Here is a 19,737-nt window from a genome sequence, read left to right on the forward strand (position 1 = left end):
TGCAGCACTTGAATCGATCTGCGAGGACATCAGGCCACCGTCGCAACATTTGCCATGGAGGTTGCTTACCCTCTTGGTATTTTTAGTGGTAAGCGTACAATCCGAGCAATTGCATTGCCTGAGAACGGAGCGCGCCGATGACTTCTTCTTTCCGTCACCTGTCCAGACTTTCGCTCGCCGCCGGCTTTGCCTTCGGCATCGCCACGGCCGCTTTCGCGGTCGGCGACAACAACGACGACACCAATCCGCCGCCGAAGACCCAGACGACCAAGACCTGCACCGGCGGCAAGGTCTGGGACAAGGCCAAGAAGGAATGTGTCAACCCGAAGAAGAGCAGCTTCAACGACGACGATCTCTACAAGTTCGCCCGCGAGTTTGCCTATGCCGGCCAGTATGACAACGCCATCACCGTGCTCAATCTTGCCCGCAACCAGAACGACCCGCGCATCCTGAACTATCTCGGCTACGCCAACCGCAAGGCCGGCCGCATGGAGCTCGGCATGTCCTACTACCGCAAGGCGCTGCAGGCGGATGAGAATTACATCCTCGCCCGCTCCTACATGGGCATGGCGCTGGTGGAACAGGGAGACATCCAGGGCGCCCGCGTCCAGCTTGTCGAAATCCGTGATCGCGGCGGCGAAGGCACCTGGGCCTACCGCGCTCTGCTGCAAAGCTTGAACGGCTACAAGACATATTGACGCAAGCTTTGCGGGCCATAATACGAAAATCCCTTGGGAAAGAGGGATGAAGACGACCGGATGCTTGCGAAGTGCAGGAGACTTGTTTCATAAAGCACATGTATCGCCGGCGCCAACCATGTCGGCTTCGCGCCGAGGGCGAACCCTTCGTCCGCGAAACCATTGTGAATGCTTCTTGGATAGACAATGCGTCAGCCCGCAACGACCATCGATCTCCGGCGTGATCTCGTCGGCCTCCTGCCCCGCCTTCGCCGCTTCGCGATCACGCTCGCGGGTGAGGTTGCTGTGGCCGATGAACTCGTTCAGTCCGTCTGTCAGCGCGCCATCGCCAAAGGTCATCAGTGGAGCGGCGAAGGCCGGCTGGAAAGCTGGATCTACACGCTTGCCCGCCAGCAATGGACCGACGATAACCGCAAGCGCAAGCCGAAGGCTTCCGTCCGCGGCAACGTCACCGATATTCGCGAGGCCGCGCGCGAACGCTCGGCGGCGGTCGATCCCGACACCATCCATCACATGATTTCCGATATGCCGGATGGCGTTTCCAGCATGTTCCTGCTTGTCGACGTCGAAGGCCACAGCTATCAGCAGGCGGCCGACATCATGGGCATTCCGGTGGCAAACGTCGTCTCGCAGCTCGCCACCGCAAGACTGCAATTCGCCGGGCTTGCCGGCACCCACCCGATCCACAGGTTCTGAATTTGCTCGATCTTAGGAAATTGCCGCTCGAAGCCCAGCTTACCGCCCTTCTCGACGGCGAAGTCTCGCCCGAACAGCGGCACGAACTGGAGCAGCGTCTGGCAAGCGACGAGAATGCGCGCCGGCTGCATGAGAAGCTGCGCCATGGGGCTGATTTCGGCCGTCGCCGCCTGGACGATATCCTGAAGGAGCCGGTGCCGCTCGCCCTCGTCCGTTCCATCAAGAGCACGCAACCGCCGAAAACGTCGATCGCCCAGCGCGCCACGCGCCCGCAAGTGAAACTGGCGCCGAGCGGCCCGCAGGCGCTGGCCGCCGCCCTCATTCTCTTTGCCGTCGGTTGCGGTATCGGCTATTTCGTCGGCACCGCCCCGGATGCCGACGAGATCGCCACCACGGCTACCACCAATGCGGCCCCGGCCAACACCAACGACTGGCTGGGCGACGTCACCGCCTATCAGCGCCTGCTGATCCGCCAGCCCCGTCATCTCGTCGAAGTGCCCGCCTCGCAGGCCGAGGAAATCTCCAGCTGGCTGACGACCGCGATCGGCGTGCCCTTCCGCGTGCCGGATCTGAGCGCCGAAGCCTGGACCTTCCAGGGCGCGCGCGTCATCCTCGGCGACAGCCGTCCTGTCGGGCAGCTCGTCTATTCGAATGCCGATGGCGACATCATCTCCATTTGCTTCCGCAAAGACGCGCAGCCGCCGGAGACCGACGACTTCAAAGAAACGATCAAGGACGAGATCGGCCTCGTGACCTGGCACAATGCCGGCACCTCCTACGTGCTCGCCGGCCCCTCCGCCGAAGCAACGCTCGGCCAGCTTGCCATGGAGATCGCCACCGCGATCTGATTGCCGGAGCATGATGACGAGCGGTTTCGCACGACGTCGTGCTCGCCTTCTTTGATTTAAGGCACCAGCACCACCTTGCCGACCGCCCTCCGCTCCTCGATGGCGCGATGCGCTTCTGCCGCTTGATGCAGTGGGAAACGACCGCCGTCGATAACCGTCAGGGCACCCGCCGCGGCAAGCTCGAAGAGCGCGGCAATATCCTCCTGCACACCCTGAGGCGTCAGCAGCGGCAATAACGAAAATCCCTTGATTGACTGATTGTCATCGAGCATGTGCTCGACATCGGGCGCCTCAAGCCCAAACCGCCCCATCGCCGCCAGCACCAACTCGCCGCAAGGCGCCAGCGCATCGAGCGCCGCCCTTGAAAACGCGCCGCCAACGGTTTCATAGATGATATCCGCGCCGCGCCCTCCGGTCAGCCTCTTGACGCCCTCCTGCCAGCCGGGCGCCGTATAATCGGCCGCATGATCGGCACCGAGAGATAGGGAAAGCGCCCGCTTCTCGTCACTGCTCGCCGCCGCGATCACCATCTTCGCCCCGTCGCGCCTCGCCAGCTGCAGGAGGAGCGAACCGACACCGCCGGCTGCTGCGTTGACGAGAACGATTTTGCCTTTCACAGGACTGCGGCGTAGGAGGTGCAGCGCCGTCAACCCCTGCACCATCAGCGCGGCAGCCGCCTCGAAGGAGACCGCATCCGGCAGTGGCACCACCGCCCCGCCATCGACTGCGACGAACTCGGCATAACCGCCCGAACCGCGCCCGAACGCGAAGAGAGGAACGGCAACCCGCGCGCCAATGAGCGAGCGGTCGGCACCAGGCCCTGCTCGCTCGATTATACCCGCGACCTCGACACCGGGAAACATCGGCAGGTCGGGCGTTACGGCATAGCGGTCGGCCCGCATCAACACCTCGAAGAAGTTGACACCCGCCGCATGAACGCGGACGAGAACCTCGCTCGGCTCCGGCTCGGGAACCGGCAGTTCCACGAGCTCGAGGACATCGGGCGGACCGAAGCGAGTGAATTGAACGGCTTTCATGGCAGATGAACCTCACGTCTGGTTGGCGTGGGGCAGGTTTAGCAATAGGATATCAGGCAAAAATACACACTCTTTCGTGCCTTACCCACCAGGAGGTGACCATGGCTGAGCCGATGAAAAGACTGCCGGAATTGCCGGTCGAGCGCGCGTTGAAGGTGATCTCAGGACGCTGGAAGCCGGTCATCCTCTATTACGTCTTCTCCCGCCCGAAGCGTCTATCGGAACTGAAGCGGATGATGCCCGCCATCACCCAGAAGGTGCTGATCCAGCAGCTGCGCGAGATGGAGGAGCACGGGCTGGTCGCCCGCCAGATCTTCGCCGAAGTCCCCGCCCGCGTCGAATACAGCGCGACCGAACTTGGCCTCGGTCTCGAACCGGTGCTACTGGCGCTCTGCCAATGGGGTCAGCGCCACGCCGAAGCACGCAACGAAGCCGACGAGATCGCCGACTGCATCGTCAGGCCGCGCTGCGCTCCAGCGCCGCGCGTCTTTTCAGACGCGCATAGGGCGCTGTAACACTTTGAACTGCTGCATAATTTTATCGTTAAATCGATTCCGATTTAAGGAATTATGCAGTAGTGCGATCGCGGCCTGAGACCTGCCAAAATCAGGCCTTGCCAGCCTTCACGTCGAGCACGCGGTTGGCGGCCGAGACGATCGCCTCCAGCGACGCCGCGACGATGTTGGTATTGATGCCGGCGCCGAAGAGTTTGCCGCCGGGATAGGAGGTCTCGACATAGGAGATTGCCGCTGCGTTCGAGCCATGCTGGAGCGAATGCTCGGAATAGTCCTCGACCGACATCTCGATGCCGAGATAATGCGACAGCGCATTGATGAAGCCGTCGATCGGACCGTTGCCGCGCCCTTCGATGCGCTTGATCTCCCCATTGTCGGTGATCTCGGCTGCGACGATCCGCTGGCCCTTGTGCTCAGTGTCAGGATAGGTGTGATGGTCGACGAAGCGCAGGCGCCCTTCCGGCTGCGTCACGTAGCGCTCGATGAAGCGGTCATAGATGCGCCGGGACGGAAGCTCTTTGCCCTCTACGTCGGTGATGCGCTGGATATCCTCGCGGAATTCCACCTGCAGGTTGCGCGGCAGGTTCAGCCCGTAATCCTGCTGCAGGATATAGGCGATGCCGCCCTTGCCGGACTGCGAGTTGATGCGGATGATCGCCTCGTAGGAACGACCGACATCGCGCGGATCGATCGGCAGGTACGGGACTTCCCACACGGGATGATTGGCGACCTGTGCTGCCTTCATACCCTTGTTGATTGCATCCTGATGCGAGCCGGAGAAGGCCGTATAGACCAGCTCGCCGACGTACGGATGACGCTCGCCGATCGCCATCTGGTTCGAATATTCGAACACTTCCTTGATGCGCTCGATATTCGAGCAGTCGATCTCTGGATCGACGCCTTGCGTGAACATGTTCAGCGCCATCGTCACCATGTCGACGTTGCCGGTACGCTCGCCATTGCCAAACAGCGTGCCTTCGACGCGGTCGGCACCTGCCAGCAATGCCAGTTCGGCAGCGGCAATGCCGGTACCGCGATCGTTATGCGGATGCAGGGAAACGATCAGGTTCTCGCGATTGTCGAGGTTGCGGCACATCCATTCGATCTGGTCGGCATAGACGTTCGGCGTCGCCATTTCGACGGTGGACGGCAGGTTGATGATCAGCTTGTTATCGGGCGTCGGCTTGACGACCTCGATGACGGCATTGCAGATTTCCAGCGCCACATCGAGTTCGGTGCCGGTAAAGCTCTCCGGCGAATATTCGAATCGGTAACCGCCGCCGGCCTTCGTGGCCATATCGGTGATCATCTTGGCGGCATCGACGGCGATCTGCTTGATGCCCTGCACATCCTTGGCGAAGACGACGCGGCGCTGCAACTCGCTGGTGGAGTTGTAGAAATGCACGATCGGCCGATTTGCGCCTTCCAGTGCTTCGAAGGTGCGGGTGATGAGTTCCGGGCGGCACTGTACCAACACCTGCAGGGAGACGTTGTCGGGCACATTGCCCTCCTCCACGCACCAGCGGGCAAAATCGAAATCGGTCTGCGAAGCCGAGGGGAAACCGATCTCGATTTCCTTGAAGCCCATCTCGATCAGCAGCTGGAACATGCGCGCCTTGCGATCGTGGCCCATCGGGTCGACGAGCGCCTGGTTGCCGTCGCGCAGGTCGACCGAACACCAGACCGGTGCCTTGGTAATGGTCTTCGTCGGCCATGTGCGGTCGGGAATGTTCACCTGCGGATAGGCCCGGTATTTCATAGCAGCGTCGGGCATGCCTTTTGCGGGGGCCGTCTTGTTTGTGGGGGCCATCTTATTCTCGGAGGCCAACTTATTTTGGGAGGCCACCTTATTATGGGAGGATTGCGTCTTCGCGTCCATCGTATCGTCTCCTCGTCCCGGCATTTGCCGCTCTTAGCCGATCACGTCGGGCTTGGCGATAAACAAATGCGGACCTTGTCGGTCGTTAGGTCAATTTTGAAAGTGAGTCGCGAGGAGCGATGGCCGGGCGGGCTTTCGGCCGCCGGGCGCTCCTCAAAGGACCCGGCAACCGCGCGTAAGGCCGAGGAGAAGAAGCGAGGTCATGGCGCGCGTATTGTCACGGAGGGCGATGCGGCCGCGTGCAATCGTGTCAGAAATTCTGGCGCCAGTGGTCTTCATGACCGCGCTTATAGCCTCGGACGGTAAAGCTGGCAAGTCCTTGCGAGGCTTTTGGTCGCCGCCAACATTCGACCAACTGCCCAGCTATTGCCGCCGGAGCCGCTTGAAAGCGCCAGGATCCGACTGAGCTCGGTCTTTCCAAATCTTCACCAGCCGCGATAGCGCCAGCATCAGCCCACCCGCGATCAGGCCCCAGAAGGCGCCGGAAATGCCGCCGAAGGAAACGCCGGAGGCGGTGACGAGGAAGGTGATTGCCGCCGCCTCGCGCGAATCCGGCGCCTGGAAGGCCGACATCGCCGAGGACGAGAAGGCGCCGACCAGCGCCAACCCCGCTACCGCCTCGATCAGGATCGAAGGCGCGAGCGCGACAAAGGCCGTCACCGCGCCGGCGAGCAGCCCGAGAATGATATAACCGACGCCGGCGATCAGTGACGCCCAATAGCGCCGCTTCGGATCGGCATGGGCGTCCTGTCCGGCGCACATCGCCGCGGTGATGGCCGCCAGATTGACCGCGTGGCCGCCGAACGGCGCCGACAGCAGCGAAAAGAAGCCGGTGACGGCAAACAGCGGACCGGGCTTCGGATCGTAGTGGTTGACCTTCAGCACCGCGATACCCGGAATATTCTGCGAGGCCATGGTGACGATGAAGAGCGGCAGCGCGATCGAGACGAGGCCGGCAAGATTGAACACCGGCCGGACGATCTCCACCGTCGGCACCAGTGATTGTTCCAGCGAGCCGAGCGCACCGTCTGGGATATCGACGCCGAAGGCGAGCACCAGCACGAAGGCCGCGAGTGCTGCCGGCACTGCCCAAAGCCGCTTGAAGGCGCCGACGACGATCCAGGCGACGACGATCGGCAGACCGAACAGCGGATTGAAGCCGATCGCCTTCACCGGCGCGAAGCACAGGCCGATCAGCACGCCGGCGAGCATCGCATTGGCGAGTGGTGCCGGAATGGCTGCAACCGCTCGCCCGAGCGGCTTGAACAGTCCCGCAACGATAATCAGCGCAGCACAGATCAGGAATGCCCCGACCGCCGCATTGAAGCCGCCCTCGATCGCCCCGGTGCTTGCCAGCAGTGCGGCACCCGGTGTCGACCAGGCGATGCTGATCGGCAATCGGGTCACGGCACTCAGCACGATCGCGCAGACGCCCATGGAAATCGACAATGCCATCAGCCCGGAAGCCGCCTGTAGATCCGTGGCGCCGACCGCCTGCAGCCCGTGCAGCACAACGGCGAAGGAACTGGCGGAACCGACGAAGGCGGTCAGCAGCCCCATGAACAGGGCTTGGACGGAAAAATCTTTGAGCATGGCGGGACTCGAGCTGCGCGAATGGCGCATGGAGCATGATGGTTGCCCCAGGCGCAAGTCCGGATTCAGTGCTTACCGTTCAGACCTTGCCGCGAGGAGATCATCTCCGTTCAAGCACTGTCCGAAAACAGAACGCCCTCACCTGCGATCGGCAGGCAAGGGCGGGTTCTTGGCAGCTTTGGCTGAGAAAACTTAGATATCGGCCTGCGACGTCACGATCCGTGAAACGAGGCCATACTCCTTCGCCTCTTCGGCCGAAAGCCAGTAGTCGCGATCCGTATCCTTGTCGATCTTGTCGAGCGGCTGGCCAGTGGCCGCTGCCATGATCCTGTTCAGGCGCTCGTTCATCTTGATGATCTCGCGCGCCTGGATTTCGATGTCGGATGCCATACCGCGCGTGCCGCCGGAGGGCTGATGCAGCAGGAAGCGCGTGTTCGGCAGGCACAGGCGCCGCTCCTTCGGAGTGGCGACATAGATCAGCGCGCCGGCGGAGGCGACCCAACCGGTGCCGATCATCCAAACCTTCGGCTTGATGAACTTGATCATGTCATGAATGGAATCGCCGGATTCGACGTGGCCGCCGGGCGAATTGACATAGATGCGGATGTCCTCGTCGCTGGCCGCGGCAAGCGCCACAAGCTGCGAGCAGACCTTCTGCGCCAATTCCTGATTGATCGGTCCGTAGATGAAGATCGAACGCGACTTGAAAAGATTCGCCTCCGTTTCCTTGCCGAGCGGCAGTTCCTTCGTCTTGTCGTCCTGGTCTTCGTCGTTCATTCGAACCTCTTGGAGATGAATTCGGGTTCCTCGCACATAGTGCGACTCAATGCCTAAAACAATGCGGGAAAAACACAAGGCACCGAAGCGATGGAGATATCCTTAAGAAGCCGCGCGCCGTTCTGCAAGCCTTACTGAATTGTAACGGCGAAAGGCTTTGAAAAGCCTAAATCGGTTCCTACCTCAACCTCACGCGGCAAACGCCGCCAGCGCATAACCCCGAAATCGGAATCGATTGTCGGAAAGGATTATGCGCAGTTTTAAATTGATAGAGCGTCCTTAGCGCGTCCTGTCGGTCGCGCGGCGCTCTAGATCATTAGGAGACAGGACAATGTCACCCGAAGAACGCCAATTGCTGACCGCCCTCTTCGACCGCGTACGCACCGCCGCGGCCACACCGCGTGACCGCGACGCCGAGGCCCTGATCGACCAGGCGACGCGCGAACAGCCCTCCGCCACCTACTATCTGGCCCAGGCCGTCATCGTTCAGGAAAAGGGGCTGGAGGCGGCCGCCAACCACATCAAGGAACTCGAAGAGCGTGTCCGCCAGTTGGAAGCCGGCGAGAGCGAACACCACCAGGCCGAACAGGGCGGCGGCTTCTTGAGCTCGATCTTCGGCAACACCCAGACGCAGCAGCCGGCCCCAGTCCCCTCCAATCCTGGCCCCTCCAATCCCGGCCCTTGGGGCCAGCAGTCCCGCGGCTATGACGATTCCCGCGGCTACGACCGCGATGTCCGCCAGCCGCAGCAACAGCCGACCGGCCCCTGGACCCAGCAGGCCTATGCGCCGTCGGCTGGCGGCAGCTTTCTGCGCGGCGCGCTCGGCACGGCAGCCGGCGTTGCCGGCGGCATGCTGCTTGCCAATTCGCTGAGCGGCATCTTCGGGAACCACATGTCCTCGCTTGGCTGGGGCTCGCCCTTCGGCGCCAATCCCTTCGGCAATGCCAACGCGCCCACCGAGGAAACCGTCATCAACAATTATTACGGCAACGACGACACCCGTCAGGCCTCCGACAACGTCGACGACAAGGACAACGACAACGGCAACTTACAGCAGGCCGACTATGACGACAGCGACGATTCCACCGACGACTCGTCCGGCGACGACGTCACGGATGCTTGAGGTGTAAGGGCCAAGGAACGGGCGCCAGTTGGTTTTACATGCCGCACCGTCGCCCAGCCCTTCGCTTGGGCTCAGGGCGTTCGCTGCTGCAATCGATTCGCTGGATCGATTGCTCGGGCTGCGCCCGACCGCAGCTCACCCACGGCCGCGATAGGTGGCAACGCCCTGGTCCGGCAGCCACACGCCTTCCGGCGGCTTGCCCGTCTGCCAGAAGACGTCGATCGGAATGCCGCCGCGTGGATACCAGTAGGCGCCGATCCTGAGCCACCGGGGATCGAGCAGCTCGACGATGCGCTTGGCGATATAGACCGAGCAATCCTCGTGGAAAGCGCCGTGATTGCGGAAGGAATGGAGGAAGAGCTTCAGCGACTTCGATTCCACCAGCCATTCGCCCGGAATGTAGTCGATGACGATATGAGCGAAATCCGGCTGCCCGGTCATCGGGCAGAGCGAGGTGAATTCCGGCGCGGTGAAGCGCACGACGTAATCGGTGCCGGCATGGTTGGACGGCACTTTTTCAAGCACCGCCTCCTCCGGCGATTGCGCGGTTTCGGTCTGCTGACCCAGCATCGACAAGCTGGAAACATCGGTACTCGGCATCATGCCTCCTTGACGACTTTGACGCGGATGCCGTGAGCCTTTTCGCCCTCCGGCTCCACATGAATTGCGATAGTGGCGCCCTCATGAGCCGCCCTGATGGCATCCTCAAGGCGGTCGCATATATCATGCGCCTGCCGCACGGACATCCCGCCGGGCACCACCATGTGGAAATCGATGAAGGTGACGGTGCCTGCCCGCCTCGTTTTCAGGTCATGCACGCCGATCGAGCCCGCCGCATGGGTGGCGATCGCCTGCTTGATCGCTTCCTCCTCATGCGGCTCCACCGCCTGGTCCATCAGCCCGCCAATCGATTGCGAGATCACCCTCCAGCCCTGATAGAGGATGTTGACGGCAACGAGAATGGCAAGCACCGGGTCGAAGATCGCATAACCTGTCGCCAGCGCCAGCAGTAGGCCGACGAGAACACCGACAGAGGTCACCACATCGGACATGATGTGCTGCCCATCCGCCGTCAGCGCTGCCGAGCGATGTCTGCGTCCGGTCCGGATCAGCAACCGCGCCCAGATCGCATTGATGACGCCGGCCGCGAAATTGATCGCGAGGCCGAGCACGGGTGCATCCAGCATGCGCGGCTCGGCGAGATAACCAACCGCCTCGTTGACGATCAACAGGGCGGCGACGACGATCAGCACGCCCTCGGTGACGGCAGACAGATATTCCGCCTTATGATGTCCGAAGGGATGGTCGTGATCGGCCGGCTTCTGCGCATAGCGAATGACGAAGAAGGCAATGAAGGCGGCGACGACATTGACCGATGATTCGAGCCCGTCCGACAGCAGCGCCACCGATCCGGTGACCCACCACGCCACCATCTTCAGACCCATGACGCCGAGCGACAGCGGAATCCCCCACATCGCCAGCTTCCGAACCGTAAGATCGCCGTTGTCACTCATATCGTTCCCCTGCGGTTGCGAATGAATTGCAGCTTTCAAGCCGTTGAAACGCAAAACCGCCCACGCGAATGTCGCGCAGGCGGTTCAGTTCAGGGTGATATGGGCGATGATGGAGGATTTGTCAAAGGGGAATGACACGCCGTTCACAGGCGTTGCCGGCCTTGGCGGGAAAGCGGCCCTCGCCGAGCGATCCCCGATGCTCGGTACTGCGCCGGCTCAGGGAGTCAGATCGGCAAGGACAGGCTGCGGCCAGCGCAGCAGAGCTGCCTGCCCTGCAGACGTCAGGGCGTAAACACCCTTTTCTATCCGCTCGAACCATCCGTAGACATTGTCGCGCAGGATCGGGCCGGCGTTGGGCACAAGCGCCTTCATCTCCCGCGGTCGCTTGAGCCCTCCATCAAGTGCTGAGGCGCAGAGCAACGCCTGCTGGCGATAAGCGGTCATGATCGGCGACCGCGAACCGCCACCGACGGCGGGATCCCCACGGCGGCGCTGATGCTCCTTGACGAGCCGCGAGCGCCGCTTCGGATTGGTGCGCGGCATAGGCGAGACGGAACTGACGATGACGCTGACCTCGCCGCCGTCGGAGACGCCGAGCATGCCGATACCGAGCCGCCGGCAGAGGTCGCGGTAGCGTCTATCGGCCTCTCGGCCGCGGCCTTTGGCGGAAACGCGGGCCGCAACCCAGACTTCATCGCTCATCGCCGCGCGATCGACCGCCTGGAGAAGCAGTTCGAGGTTGAAGGAGAGTTTCAATTCGCAGACCACCACGACCGGCGGCTCGGCACCGCTCAAGCCGACGAGATCGCATCCGCCGACCTCGCCCTTCACGACAAAACCGGCCGCCTCCAGGAACGCTTTGATCGGCAGGTAGAGCGACGTCTCCATGATGAAAACGGCGCCTCAGGCGGCGTTAAGATCGGCAATCTCGCCATATCGTGCAAGCAATCGCGGCGACGACATGTCGCCGGTTTCCTCGTCGACGATCACGGCATAGGCCGCCACGCCGACGAAACGCTCAGCCATCGCCGAAGCGATCTTTTCCGCGCTGACGGAGTTCGATGCCTGCCGCATTTCTCCGGGCACGAGATTGCCACGGTTCTTGCGATAGGGGAGAACGATGAACTTTTCAGCATTGGCCACGGCGATAGGTTCCAATTGATCGTTCCTGAAATGTTCTGATTTGCAGGAAGAAGTCAAGTCTCGGCCGACGACCCAATGGCTAGCCCTTCCCACAGCAGGAAGGGCCAGCCGAATTTACGGTCAGGCAGCCTTCGTCTTCACCTTGCGTGCCAGATGCGCCACGACATTTTCGATCATCCGCATCCCGGCATCGCCACCGAGCGTCATGATCGACTCCGGATGGAACTGCACTGCGGCGATCGGCTCCTTGGCATGTTCGATGCCCATGATCGTGCCGTCGTCGCTTTCCGCCGTGATGATGAACTCGCGTGGCAGCGTCGAGGGATCGGCAAAGATCGAGTGGTAGCGGCCGACCGTCACCTCCTTGGCAAGGCCGGAGAAGACGATGCCTGGCTCCAGCACGCGGATGCGCGACGGTTTGCCGTGCATCGGCAGCGCCAGATGGCGCAGTTCCCCGCCATAGGCTTCGGCGAGCGCCTGCAAGCCGAGGCAGACGCCGAAGATCGGCAGGTTGCGCGCCCGCGCCTTCTTGATCGTCGCCTTGCAGTCGAAATCCTTGGGCGTTCCCGGTCCGGGCGACAACACGACGAGATCCGGGTTCAGCCTGTCGAAGATTTCCTCCGGCACCGGCGTGCGCACGGTCGAAACCGTCGCCCCCGTCTGGCGGAAATAATTGGCGAGCGTGTGGACGAAGCTGTCTTCGTGATCGACGAGCAGGATGCTGACGCCCTTGCCGACGCTCGCAACGTCGCGCTGGATCCTGCCGGAATTGCCAGTCTTGGCGTCTCGGATGGCGGAAAGCATGGCGGAGGCCTTCAGTTCTGTTTCGGCTTCTTCTTCGTCGGGAATGGAATCGTTGAGCAGCGTCGCACCGGCGCGCACCTCGGCGATACCATCCTTGATACGCACGGTGCGCAGGGTCAGGCCGGTGTTCATGTCGCCATTGAAGCCGACCATGCCGATCGCCCCGCCATACCAAGCGCGCGGGCTTTTTTCATGGCTCTCGATGAAGCGCATTGCCCAGAGCTTCGGAGCGCCGGTGACGGTGACGGCCCAGGCGTGGCTGAGGAAACCGTCGAAAGCGTCCATGTCGTCGCGCAGCCGCCCTTCGATATGGTCGACCGTGTGGATGAGGCGCGAATACATCTCGATCTGCCGGCGGCCGATTACCTTGACCGAACCCGGCTCGCAGACACGGCTTTTGTCGTTGCGGTCGACATCCGAGCACATGGTGAGTTCGGACTCGTCCTTCTTGGAATTCAGGAGCTTCAGGATCTGCTCGCTGTCGGCGATCGGATCGTCGCCGCGCTTGATCGTGCCCGAAATCGGGCAGGTTTCGATGCGACGGCCAGAAACGCGCACGAACATTTCGGGTGAGGCGCCGACCAGATATTCCTGATGGCCGAGATTGATGAAGAAGGAATAGGGCGACGGATTGATCGCCTTCAGCCGCTTGGAAATGTCGGACGGCTTGCTGTCGCAGCGCTCCATGAATTTCTGTCCGGGCACGACTTCGAAGAGGTCGCCCTTGCGGAAACTTTCCTTCGCCTTGGTAACGAGCTCGGCATATTCGCCCGGCCGGTGATCGCTCTTCGGCGGAATGGCATCCGTGTGTTTGAAGGGTTCCGCCGCGATATCCTGGGCCTTGCCCTCGGTCGACACGCCGCCTTTTTCGAAGTCGTAACGGTCGACCCAGGCCTTGGCGGCATAGTTGTCGACGACGAGGATCTCGTCCGGCAGGTAGAGCACCATGTCGCGCTGGTCCGAGGGCCGCGTCAGCTTCAGATCGATTGCGTCGAACTGGAAGGCGATGTCATATCCGAAGGCGCCATAGAACCCGAGGCTCGCATCCGCCTGCGAATAAAACAGGTCGGTGACGGCGCGCAGCACGGTGAAGACCGTCGGCATCTTCGAGCGTTCTTCCTCGGTAAACACCCGGTCCGGCGTCTTGACGGTCAGGTCGAGGCGACGGGCCGAGGAAGCGCCGAGCACGATGTCGGACACCGTCTTCAGCCGCTCAGTCACGAAGCCGAGGATCACTTCCCCGCGTTCATTATAGGCCTCGATCCAGACGTCACGCCCGAAAGAAGAGATGCCGAGCGGCGGATCGACGACGGCTGTATCCCAGCGCGTATAGCGGCCCGGATATTCGTAGTTCGACGAAAACACCGCGCCGCGGCGCTCGTCGAGCTTGTCGACATAGGAAGAGACCGCATCGCCGTAGGGGATCGCCCGCCGCTGCCGCGTGACTGATATGCCGCCCTTGGTCTCGTAGATTTCCGCACCATCATCCCGCAGGATCGTTACCATTGTTCCACTCCGTTATCGGGGCCCGGACGACAGGCGGCCATAAAACAAAAAAAACCGCCTCGAAGTTTCGGGCGGCTCACTCGTCGTCTTTGAACACGATTGGTCGAGGCCGCCTTAGCGAACCCACCACCAAACTGCAATGTTCAAGGACTTGATCATGAAAAATTGTTAGCCTGAGATCAGCCATTGCGCAAGAGGCGAATGCGGGAATGAAAAAGGGCGACCCGAAAGCCGCCCCTCCCCAACCTTGAAGAGGTGATCGCGATCAGAAAGTCTTGGTGATCGACACCTTGAACGTACGGCCCGGCTCCGAATACCACTCCTGCGGCTGCGACGCCGTCACCGAGGTCAGGTTGACGTCGCGCACGGCGAGCGCGTTGTAATGTTCCTGATCGAAGATGTTGTACACACCCCCCTGGACCCGCAGACCCTTCAACTGTTCCGGCGTCCACCATGCCGTCAGATCGACGACACCATAACCGGGCGCATCGAATGTGGTCGCAACATCGTCGTCAGGCATGGCTGCCGAAAGCGTAGAGGAAAGATCGAAGCCGTAGTTGTCGTTGCTCCAACCACCGCCGATGATCGCCTTGAAGGGAGCAACCGATCGCAAGTATTTGCCCGTATCCTCGTTACGGCCATAGGCATAGGCAAGCGACGCGTGCAGGTTGATGCCATTGTTGAACGTCTTGACGGCACTGGCTTCAATACCCGAGATCGTGGCCGCGGACACGTTCGTGTAGTTGAACTCCGTAAAGCCGGTCGCGTCCCTGGTTGTCACCGTCTCGATAAAGTTCTGGTAGCGGGTGTGGAAAGCCGCAATCCGACCGGTAAAATCGCCCGTGTCGAAATTGGCGCCGATTTCGACGCCGCGGCCGATTTCCGGTTCCAGATCAGGATTGCCAAGCTGGGCGTAGCGGCCCGTCGGGTTGTAGAAGCGGCTGTAGAGCTCGTCCACGGTGGGTGCACGGAAACCGACTGCCAGCTGCATGTAGAGCTGCACGTCAGGCGTCAGCTCGTATGTCGCAAGAATCTTCGGCGACAGGCCGGCTTCCGTCCGATCGTTCAGATCCCCGAAACGGGTAAGCCCGGTATTGCTTGCGAAACTTCCGCCGGTCGAGGGATTGTAGTTGAACCAGTCGAAGCGGAAGCCGGGTGTCAACGCGAAGCCGGTATTACCGATTTCGATCTTGTCTTCGAAGGTCAGCCCAAGATTCTGGCTATCGACATTGGGCACTTCCGCCTGGTTGTTCAGCGCTGGGCACGTTGTGGGCGTCGGGCAAAGGGCCCAGCTATACTGGCTCCAGCTGGAAACGCCGACATCGAGGCCAACGCGAACGGAGTGGCTGAGACCGGAATATTCGAAGTCCTTCGTCGCCGTGCCGCTGAAGCCCCAGGTTTCGTTTTCTATCTCGTTGTTACGGCCATAGGCCACATTGGCAGTCGTACGGCCCCTGCTGCCGGCTTCCTTCTTCAAATCCAGCCAATAAAGCGTGGCGCGCGCACTGCTGAAGAATGCGTCGGAAGACTGCGCCTCATAATCGTAATCGAGAGAAACGCGGTCGCGGTCGCGCAGTTCGCGGCCGTCATAATTGTCGATCAGGAAGTTACGGGGCGTAGTGCCGCCCTGGAGTTCGCGCAGGTCGGTCTTGAGATCGCGGCGGAAGCGTTCGGCCGTCAGGCCGATGCGATGACCGCCTTCCAGCTCCTGTCGCAGCTTGAAGAGCAGGTTGTGCTGGTCGAAATCGGCGGGATCCGCCTCGGTGCGAGGACGGCCATAGCTGTCATTGTCGCCCATATTGTCGCGTTCATGGCCCTTGCGGTAGCCGCCCTGAAACAGGATCGACGTGTTGCCGATCTTCTTGGCAGCGGCGGCCGAGCCGGAAATACTGCGGTCTTCACTGTCATATGTCGACTTGACGATCGCACCCCAATCCCGGCCTTCGGGAATAAGATCCTCCGGCTCGAGCGTATTGAGAACGATGGCGCCGCCGAGCATTCCCGAGCCACCCTTGCTCGAATCCGCGCCGCGCACGATATCGAGCGAGGAGAGCGAATCGAAATCGAAGGTGTCGCCGCCGCCATTGGCGTTGGCCGGCGCGAAAGCGCCCTGGCGCGAACTATTCGAAATATACGGGATCGGAATGCCGTCGATGGTGGTCAGGATGCGTGCGCCGGAAAGGCCGCGCAGGTTGAAGCCCGCGTCGCCACGCGAATAGTTCACACCTGCATCGACGCTGCGGCCGATATCGTCAAAATTGGTGACTTGCTTCTCTTCCAGAGTCTTGGCGGTGATCGCGGTCGCAAGCGGCGTGTCGGCGACGCTGCCCGGCGCTACGCGTTTGCCCTTGACGACGATCTTCTGCAGGACGGTGCTGTCATCTGCAGTGGCTTGTGGCGTGGTTGCCGGAGCACTTTGCGCGAAAGACTGCGAAACAGGAAGAACAACTGTGGCTGCCGTGCAGACCAATAGAACCGAGCGCCAATGCCGGACGATCATAACCTACCCCTTAATGATGATTACCGGGCTGGCTGGTCGTGGCGCGTCGAACGCTCGAGGGGCTGGCTGGGCTTTGCGGATGAAGACGATGCAGAATTCCGCCTTCTTTTTGCCGCATAAAAAACATGAGGAGTATTGTCAACATAAAGCAGCGATTTATGTTGAATAAACCAATCAGGTTTTAATGATCTCTCCGGACGTTGCGAAATTGCAACGAAATCCGCCCACTTGCGTTATCCCTAGCTATCGACACCAGGGAATCGGATGCGTTGAGAAAACTTGCGATACTGGCGATCCTTCTCGCCGCAACCGCCGTTCTTGCCGGTGCCCGCCTGCCCGTTCACGGGCCTCTGCCACAGCAGAGGCCCGATATCGAGGGCACTTCCGCACCCATCCCCGATTCAAATGCCGAAGGCACGCAACCGCCGCCGGCCGCAGAAATGCCCACTCCTGAACCGAAGCCCGACATTCAAAAACCAGAGACTCAAAAACCAGAGACATCGACACCGAACGAACCGACGACACCGAAAACCGAACCCGCCAAACCGATGCAGGGACCACCACTTCCCCCTGGGAAGGAAAACCCGCAGGCTCCGACGGAGGAGAACAAGCCCCCCGCCGCACAAACACTTGAGGAACAGCATCTAACGATCGAGCCCGAAAGCGATGCCGAGCACGCCGAGTGCACGGCTGCGCTTCAGGCCCTGGGCGCCGTCTTCAAGGACACGCCACGTATCGACGACGGCAATGGCTGCGGCATCGACAAGCCGATCATCATCTCCGAAGCCCTACCCGGCATCAAGCTGAAGCCGGAGGCGACGATCCGTTGCCCGGCAGCGCTTGCCCTTGCCCGCTGGATGAAGGAGAGCGTCATTCCTGCCGCCTCCACCGCTCTGCCGGAGCAAGGCCGCATCACCACCGTCAACCAGGCGTCTGCCTATATCTGCCGGCTGCGCAACAGCGCCGAAACGGGCAAGATCTCCGAACATGCCCGCGGCAACGCCATCGACATTGCGAGCTTCCATTTCGAAAAGGGCGAGGATGTCGCCGTCCGCTCCCGCCGCGAGGATCCGACACTCACCGGCGCCTTTCAGCGCACCGTCAGCGCCGCCGGCTGCCTCTACTTCACCACCGTACTCGACCCGGAAAGCGACGCCGCCCATGAGACGCATTTCCATCTCGACGTGATTGAGAGGAAGGGTAGCTATCGCTATTGCCACTAGTCATCCCGGCAAGCCGTGAGTGGATCAGAACAAGCCCTCAATATAGCCCTGGTCGTTCAGGAAAATGCGTTCCGCCGACGGTGATTTCGGCAGGCCGGGCATCGTCATGATCTCGCCGGTGATGGCAACGACGAAGCCGGCTCCCGCCGAAAGCCGCACCTCTCGCACCGTTACGATGTGGCCTTCCGGCGCACCGCGCAGGTTCGGATCGGTGGAGAAGGAATATTGCGTCTTCGCCATGCAGATCGGCAGATTGCCGTAGCCCTGCTCCTCCCATGTCTGCAGCTGGTCGCGCACCGCCTTGTCGGCCGTCACCTCGCCGGCATGGTAAATCTTCGAGGCGACGATCTCGATCTTCTCGAACAGCGAAAGGTCGTCGCCGTAAAGCGGATGGAATTTCGCCTGCCCGGATTCTGCCAGCTCCACCACCTTGTGCGCCAGGTCCTCGATGCCGGCCGAACCCAGCGCCCAGTGGCGGCAGAGAATCGCCTCGGCGCCGAGTCTCGAGACAAATTCCTTGACTGCCGCGATCTCGGCGTCGGTATCCGAGACGAAATGGTTGATCGCGACGACGACGGGCACGCCGAAACGGCGCACATTGGCGACGTGCCGGCCAAGATTGGCGCAGCCCTTCTTCAGCGCCGCGACATCCTCCGTGCCGAGATCTTCCTTCTTCACCCCACCATTCATCTTCAGCGCCCTGACGGTCGCGACGATGACCGCCGCATCCGGCTTCAGCCCAGCCTTGCGGCACTTGATGTCGAAGAATTTCTCGGCGCCGAGATCGGCGCCGAAGCCTGCCTCCGTCACCACATAATCGCCGAGTTTCAGCGCCGTCTTCGTCGCCGTCACCGAATTGCAGCCATGGGCGATATTGGCGAAGGGCCCGCCATGCACGAAGGCCGGATTGTTCTCCAGCGTCTGCACCAGGTTCGGCTGCATCGCATCTTTCAAGAGCACCGCCATGGCGCCGTCGGCTTTCAGGTCACGCGCATGCACCGGCGTCCTGTCGAAACGATAGCCGATGATGATGTCGCCGAGCCGCCGCTCCAGATCCTTGAGATCGGTGGCAAGGCAGAGGATCGCCATAACCTCGGAGGCGACGGTGATGTCGAACCCGCCCTGGCGCGGGAAACCGTTGGCGACGCCGCCGAGCGAGGAGACCATGCTTCTGAGCGCCCGGTCGTTCATGTCCATGACCCGCCGCCAGGTGATGCGGCGGATGTCGATATTCTCTTCGTTGCCCCAGTAGATGTGGTTGTCGACCATCGCCGCCAGCAGATTGTGTGCGGAGGTGATCGCATGGAAATCGCCGGTGAAATGCAGGTTGATGTCTTCCATCGGCACGACCTGCGCATAACCGCCGCCGGCCGCTCCTCCCTTGACGCCGAAGCAAGGGCCGAGCGAGGCCTCGCGGATGCAGACGACGGCTTTCTTGCCGATCCGGTTCAGCCCATCGCCGAGCCCGACGGTGGTCGTCGTCTTCCCCTCCCCCGCCGGTGTCGGATTGATCGCGGTGACGAGGATCAGCTTGCCGTCCTTCTTGCCCGCTTGTTGGGCGATGAACTCGGCGCTGACCTTCGCCTTGTCGTGACCATAGGGAACGAGCTGCTCGACCGGAATGCCAAGTTTCGCCCCGATTTCGAAGATCGGCTTCTTGGCCGCGGCGCGCGCAATTTCGATATCGGATTTGATGGCTGGCATGGATGTTCCCCCGTCCCGACCTCCGCGGGCGCGGAGTGGCTGTTTTCCCTTCATCGAGATAGCGAAATATCAGCGGGGTGTGAATAGCGCCACGCCTTGCGGCCGCCACGCTTGCAGCGCCGCGCGTCTTTTCAGACGCGCAAAGGACGCTGCAACACTTTGACCCTACGCATCGAC

General features: G+C 61.5%; 17 protein-coding genes. 6 read left to right on the forward strand and 11 right to left on the reverse strand.

Annotated features, from left to right (window positions below):
• Positions 1–137 precede the first annotated feature (137 nt).
• From ELH03_RS15325 to ELH03_RS15335, 3 genes are all read left to right on the forward strand, one after another.
• The gene (locus tag ELH03_RS15325) at positions 138–698 is read left to right on the forward strand and encodes a tetratricopeptide repeat protein (RefSeq protein ID WP_003561379.1); all 561 of its coding nucleotides are present in this window, start codon (positions 138–140) and stop codon (positions 696–698) included.
• 186 nt (positions 699–884) lie between these two features.
• On the forward strand, positions 885–1,394 hold the full coding sequence (locus ELH03_RS15330) for an RNA polymerase sigma factor (protein WP_018243069.1): 510 nt from the start codon (positions 885–887) through the stop codon (positions 1,392–1,394).
• A 2-nt stretch (positions 1,395–1,396) separates the two neighbouring features.
• On the forward strand, positions 1,397–2,242 hold the full coding sequence (locus ELH03_RS15335) for an anti-sigma factor family protein (protein ID WP_128402839.1): 846 nt from the start codon (positions 1,397–1,399) through the stop codon (positions 2,240–2,242).
• A 56-nt stretch (positions 2,243–2,298) separates the two neighbouring features.
• Here the strand turns inward: ELH03_RS15335 and ELH03_RS15340 are convergent, their stop codons facing one another.
• The gene (locus ELH03_RS15340; protein WP_128411352.1) at positions 2,299–3,279 is read right to left on the reverse strand and encodes a quinone oxidoreductase family protein; all 981 of its coding nucleotides are present in this window, start codon (positions 3,277–3,279) and stop codon (positions 2,299–2,301) included.
• A gap of 5 nt (positions 3,280–3,284) precedes the next feature.
• Here ELH03_RS15340 and ELH03_RS15345 point away from each other — a divergent pair, with 5 nt between their 5' ends.
• Positions 3,285–3,794, forward strand: a complete 510-nt coding sequence (locus ELH03_RS15345; protein WP_197729998.1) for a winged helix-turn-helix transcriptional regulator — start codon at positions 3,285–3,287, stop codon at positions 3,792–3,794.
• A 91-nt stretch (positions 3,795–3,885) separates the two neighbouring features.
• On the opposite strand, the gene leuA is transcribed toward ELH03_RS15345, so the two are convergent.
• The 3 genes from leuA to ELH03_RS15360 all read right to left on the reverse strand — a co-directional run bounded on the left by leuA (position 3,886) and on the right by ELH03_RS15360 (position 8,043).
• Positions 3,886–5,673 carry a 2-isopropylmalate synthase gene (leuA, locus tag ELH03_RS15350; RefSeq protein WP_412104555.1) on the reverse strand — a complete coding sequence of 596 codons (1,788 nt, stop codon included), beginning with the start codon at positions 5,671–5,673 and terminating at the stop codon, positions 3,886–3,888.
• A gap of 363 nt (positions 5,674–6,036) precedes the next feature.
• Complete coding sequence (locus ELH03_RS15355; protein WP_130766479.1) at positions 6,037–7,296, reverse strand: benzoate/H(+) symporter BenE family transporter; 1,260 nt, start codon at positions 7,294–7,296, stop codon at positions 6,037–6,039.
• Positions 7,297–7,458: 162 nt separating this feature from the next.
• Positions 7,459–8,043: an ATP-dependent Clp protease proteolytic subunit gene (locus ELH03_RS15360; RefSeq protein ID WP_003561390.1), complete on the reverse strand. Its 585-nt coding sequence runs from the start codon at positions 8,041–8,043 to the stop codon at positions 7,459–7,461.
• A gap of 331 nt (positions 8,044–8,374) precedes the next feature.
• Between ELH03_RS15360 and ELH03_RS15365 the strand changes: the two genes are divergently transcribed.
• Complete coding sequence (locus tag ELH03_RS15365) at positions 8,375–9,166, forward strand: DUF2076 domain-containing protein (protein WP_128402002.1); 792 nt, start codon at positions 8,375–8,377, stop codon at positions 9,164–9,166.
• Between the two features lie 135 nt (positions 9,167–9,301).
• Here the strand turns inward: ELH03_RS15365 and queF are convergent, their stop codons facing one another.
• From queF to ELH03_RS15400, 6 genes are all read right to left on the reverse strand, one after another.
• On the reverse strand, positions 9,302–9,766 hold the full coding sequence (gene queF, locus ELH03_RS15370; RefSeq protein ID WP_128411362.1) for a preQ(1) synthase: 465 nt from the start codon (positions 9,764–9,766) through the stop codon (positions 9,302–9,304).
• On the reverse strand, positions 9,766–10,680 hold the full coding sequence (gene emfA / locus ELH03_RS15375) for a CDF family cation efflux transporter EmfA (protein WP_128411355.1): 915 nt from the start codon (positions 10,678–10,680) through the stop codon (positions 9,766–9,768). Before emfA ends, queF begins: the two co-directional genes overlap by 1 nt.
• A 216-nt stretch (positions 10,681–10,896) precedes the next feature.
• Entirely contained in the window at positions 10,897–11,568 is a 672-nt protein-coding gene (locus tag ELH03_RS15385; protein ID WP_128411357.1) for a DUF2161 domain-containing phosphodiesterase, read from the reverse strand.
• 15 nt (positions 11,569–11,583) lie between these two features.
• Entirely contained in the window at positions 11,584–11,823 is a 240-nt protein-coding gene (locus ELH03_RS15390; RefSeq protein ID WP_003561395.1) for a hypothetical protein, read from the reverse strand.
• Between the two features lie 120 nt (positions 11,824–11,943).
• The gene (locus tag ELH03_RS15395) at positions 11,944–14,133 is read right to left on the reverse strand and encodes an anthranilate synthase (protein WP_128411358.1); all 2,190 of its coding nucleotides are present in this window, start codon (positions 14,131–14,133) and stop codon (positions 11,944–11,946) included.
• Between the two features lie 265 nt (positions 14,134–14,398).
• A complete protein-coding gene (locus ELH03_RS15400) occupies positions 14,399–16,633 on the reverse strand; it encodes a TonB-dependent hemoglobin/transferrin/lactoferrin family receptor (protein WP_130766482.1) in 2,235 nt (744 codons plus the stop codon).
• Positions 16,634–16,902: 269 nt separating this feature from the next.
• On the opposite strand from ELH03_RS15400, the gene ELH03_RS15405 reads away from it, so the two are divergent.
• The gene (locus tag ELH03_RS15405) at positions 16,903–17,856 is read left to right on the forward strand and encodes an extensin family protein (protein WP_128402008.1); all 954 of its coding nucleotides are present in this window, start codon (positions 16,903–16,905) and stop codon (positions 17,854–17,856) included.
• Between the two features lie 24 nt (positions 17,857–17,880).
• Here the strand turns inward: ELH03_RS15405 and ELH03_RS15410 are convergent, their stop codons facing one another.
• Positions 17,881–19,560: a formate--tetrahydrofolate ligase gene (locus tag ELH03_RS15410; protein WP_128402009.1), complete on the reverse strand. Its 1,680-nt coding sequence runs from the start codon at positions 19,558–19,560 to the stop codon at positions 17,881–17,883.
• Positions 19,561–19,737 lie beyond the last annotated feature (177 nt).

Origin of the sequence: Rhizobium beringeri, assembly GCF_004306515.1 — a bacterium.
Taxonomy (GTDB): domain Bacteria; phylum Pseudomonadota; class Alphaproteobacteria; order Rhizobiales; family Rhizobiaceae; genus Rhizobium; species Rhizobium beringeri.

Excerpts from the sequence above, each read along its gene's own strand:
- ELH03_RS15400 (WP_130766482.1), bottom strand. The coding sequence starts at position 16,633 with ATGATCGTCCGGCATTGGCGCTCGGTTCTATTGGTCTGCACGGCAGCC.
- ELH03_RS15355 (WP_130766479.1), bottom strand. The coding sequence starts at position 7,296 with ATGCGCCATTCGCGCAGCTCGAGTCCCGCCATGCTCAAAGATTTTTCC.
- ELH03_RS15385 (WP_128411357.1), bottom strand. The coding sequence starts at position 11,568 with ATGGAGACGTCGCTCTACCTGCCGATCAAAGCGTTCCTGGAGGCGGCC.
- ELH03_RS15345 (WP_197729998.1), top strand. The coding sequence starts at position 3,285 with ATGAACCTCACGTCTGGTTGGCGTGGGGCAGGTTTAGCAATAGGATAT.
- queF (WP_128411362.1), bottom strand. The coding sequence starts at position 9,766 with ATGCCGAGTACCGATGTTTCCAGCTTGTCGATGCTGGGTCAGCAGACC.
- ELH03_RS15365 (WP_128402002.1), top strand. The coding sequence starts at position 8,375 with ATGTCACCCGAAGAACGCCAATTGCTGACCGCCCTCTTCGACCGCGTA.
- emfA (WP_128411355.1), bottom strand. The coding sequence starts at position 10,680 with ATGAGTGACAACGGCGATCTTACGGTTCGGAAGCTGGCGATGTGGGGG.
- ELH03_RS15330 (WP_018243069.1), top strand. The coding sequence starts at position 885 with ATGCGTCAGCCCGCAACGACCATCGATCTCCGGCGTGATCTCGTCGGC.
- ELH03_RS15325 (WP_003561379.1), top strand. The coding sequence starts at position 138 with ATGACTTCTTCTTTCCGTCACCTGTCCAGACTTTCGCTCGCCGCCGGC.
- leuA (WP_412104555.1), bottom strand. The coding sequence starts at position 5,673 with ATGGACGCGAAGACGCAATCCTCCCATAATAAGGTGGCCTCCCAAAAT.
- ELH03_RS15340 (WP_128411352.1), bottom strand. The coding sequence starts at position 3,279 with ATGAAAGCCGTTCAATTCACTCGCTTCGGTCCGCCCGATGTCCTCGAG.
- ELH03_RS15395 (WP_128411358.1), bottom strand. The coding sequence starts at position 14,133 with ATGGTAACGATCCTGCGGGATGATGGTGCGGAAATCTACGAGACCAAG.
- ELH03_RS15360 (WP_003561390.1), bottom strand. The coding sequence starts at position 8,043 with ATGAACGACGAAGACCAGGACGACAAGACGAAGGAACTGCCGCTCGGC.
- ELH03_RS15410 (WP_128402009.1), bottom strand. The coding sequence starts at position 19,560 with ATGCCAGCCATCAAATCCGATATCGAAATTGCGCGCGCCGCGGCCAAG.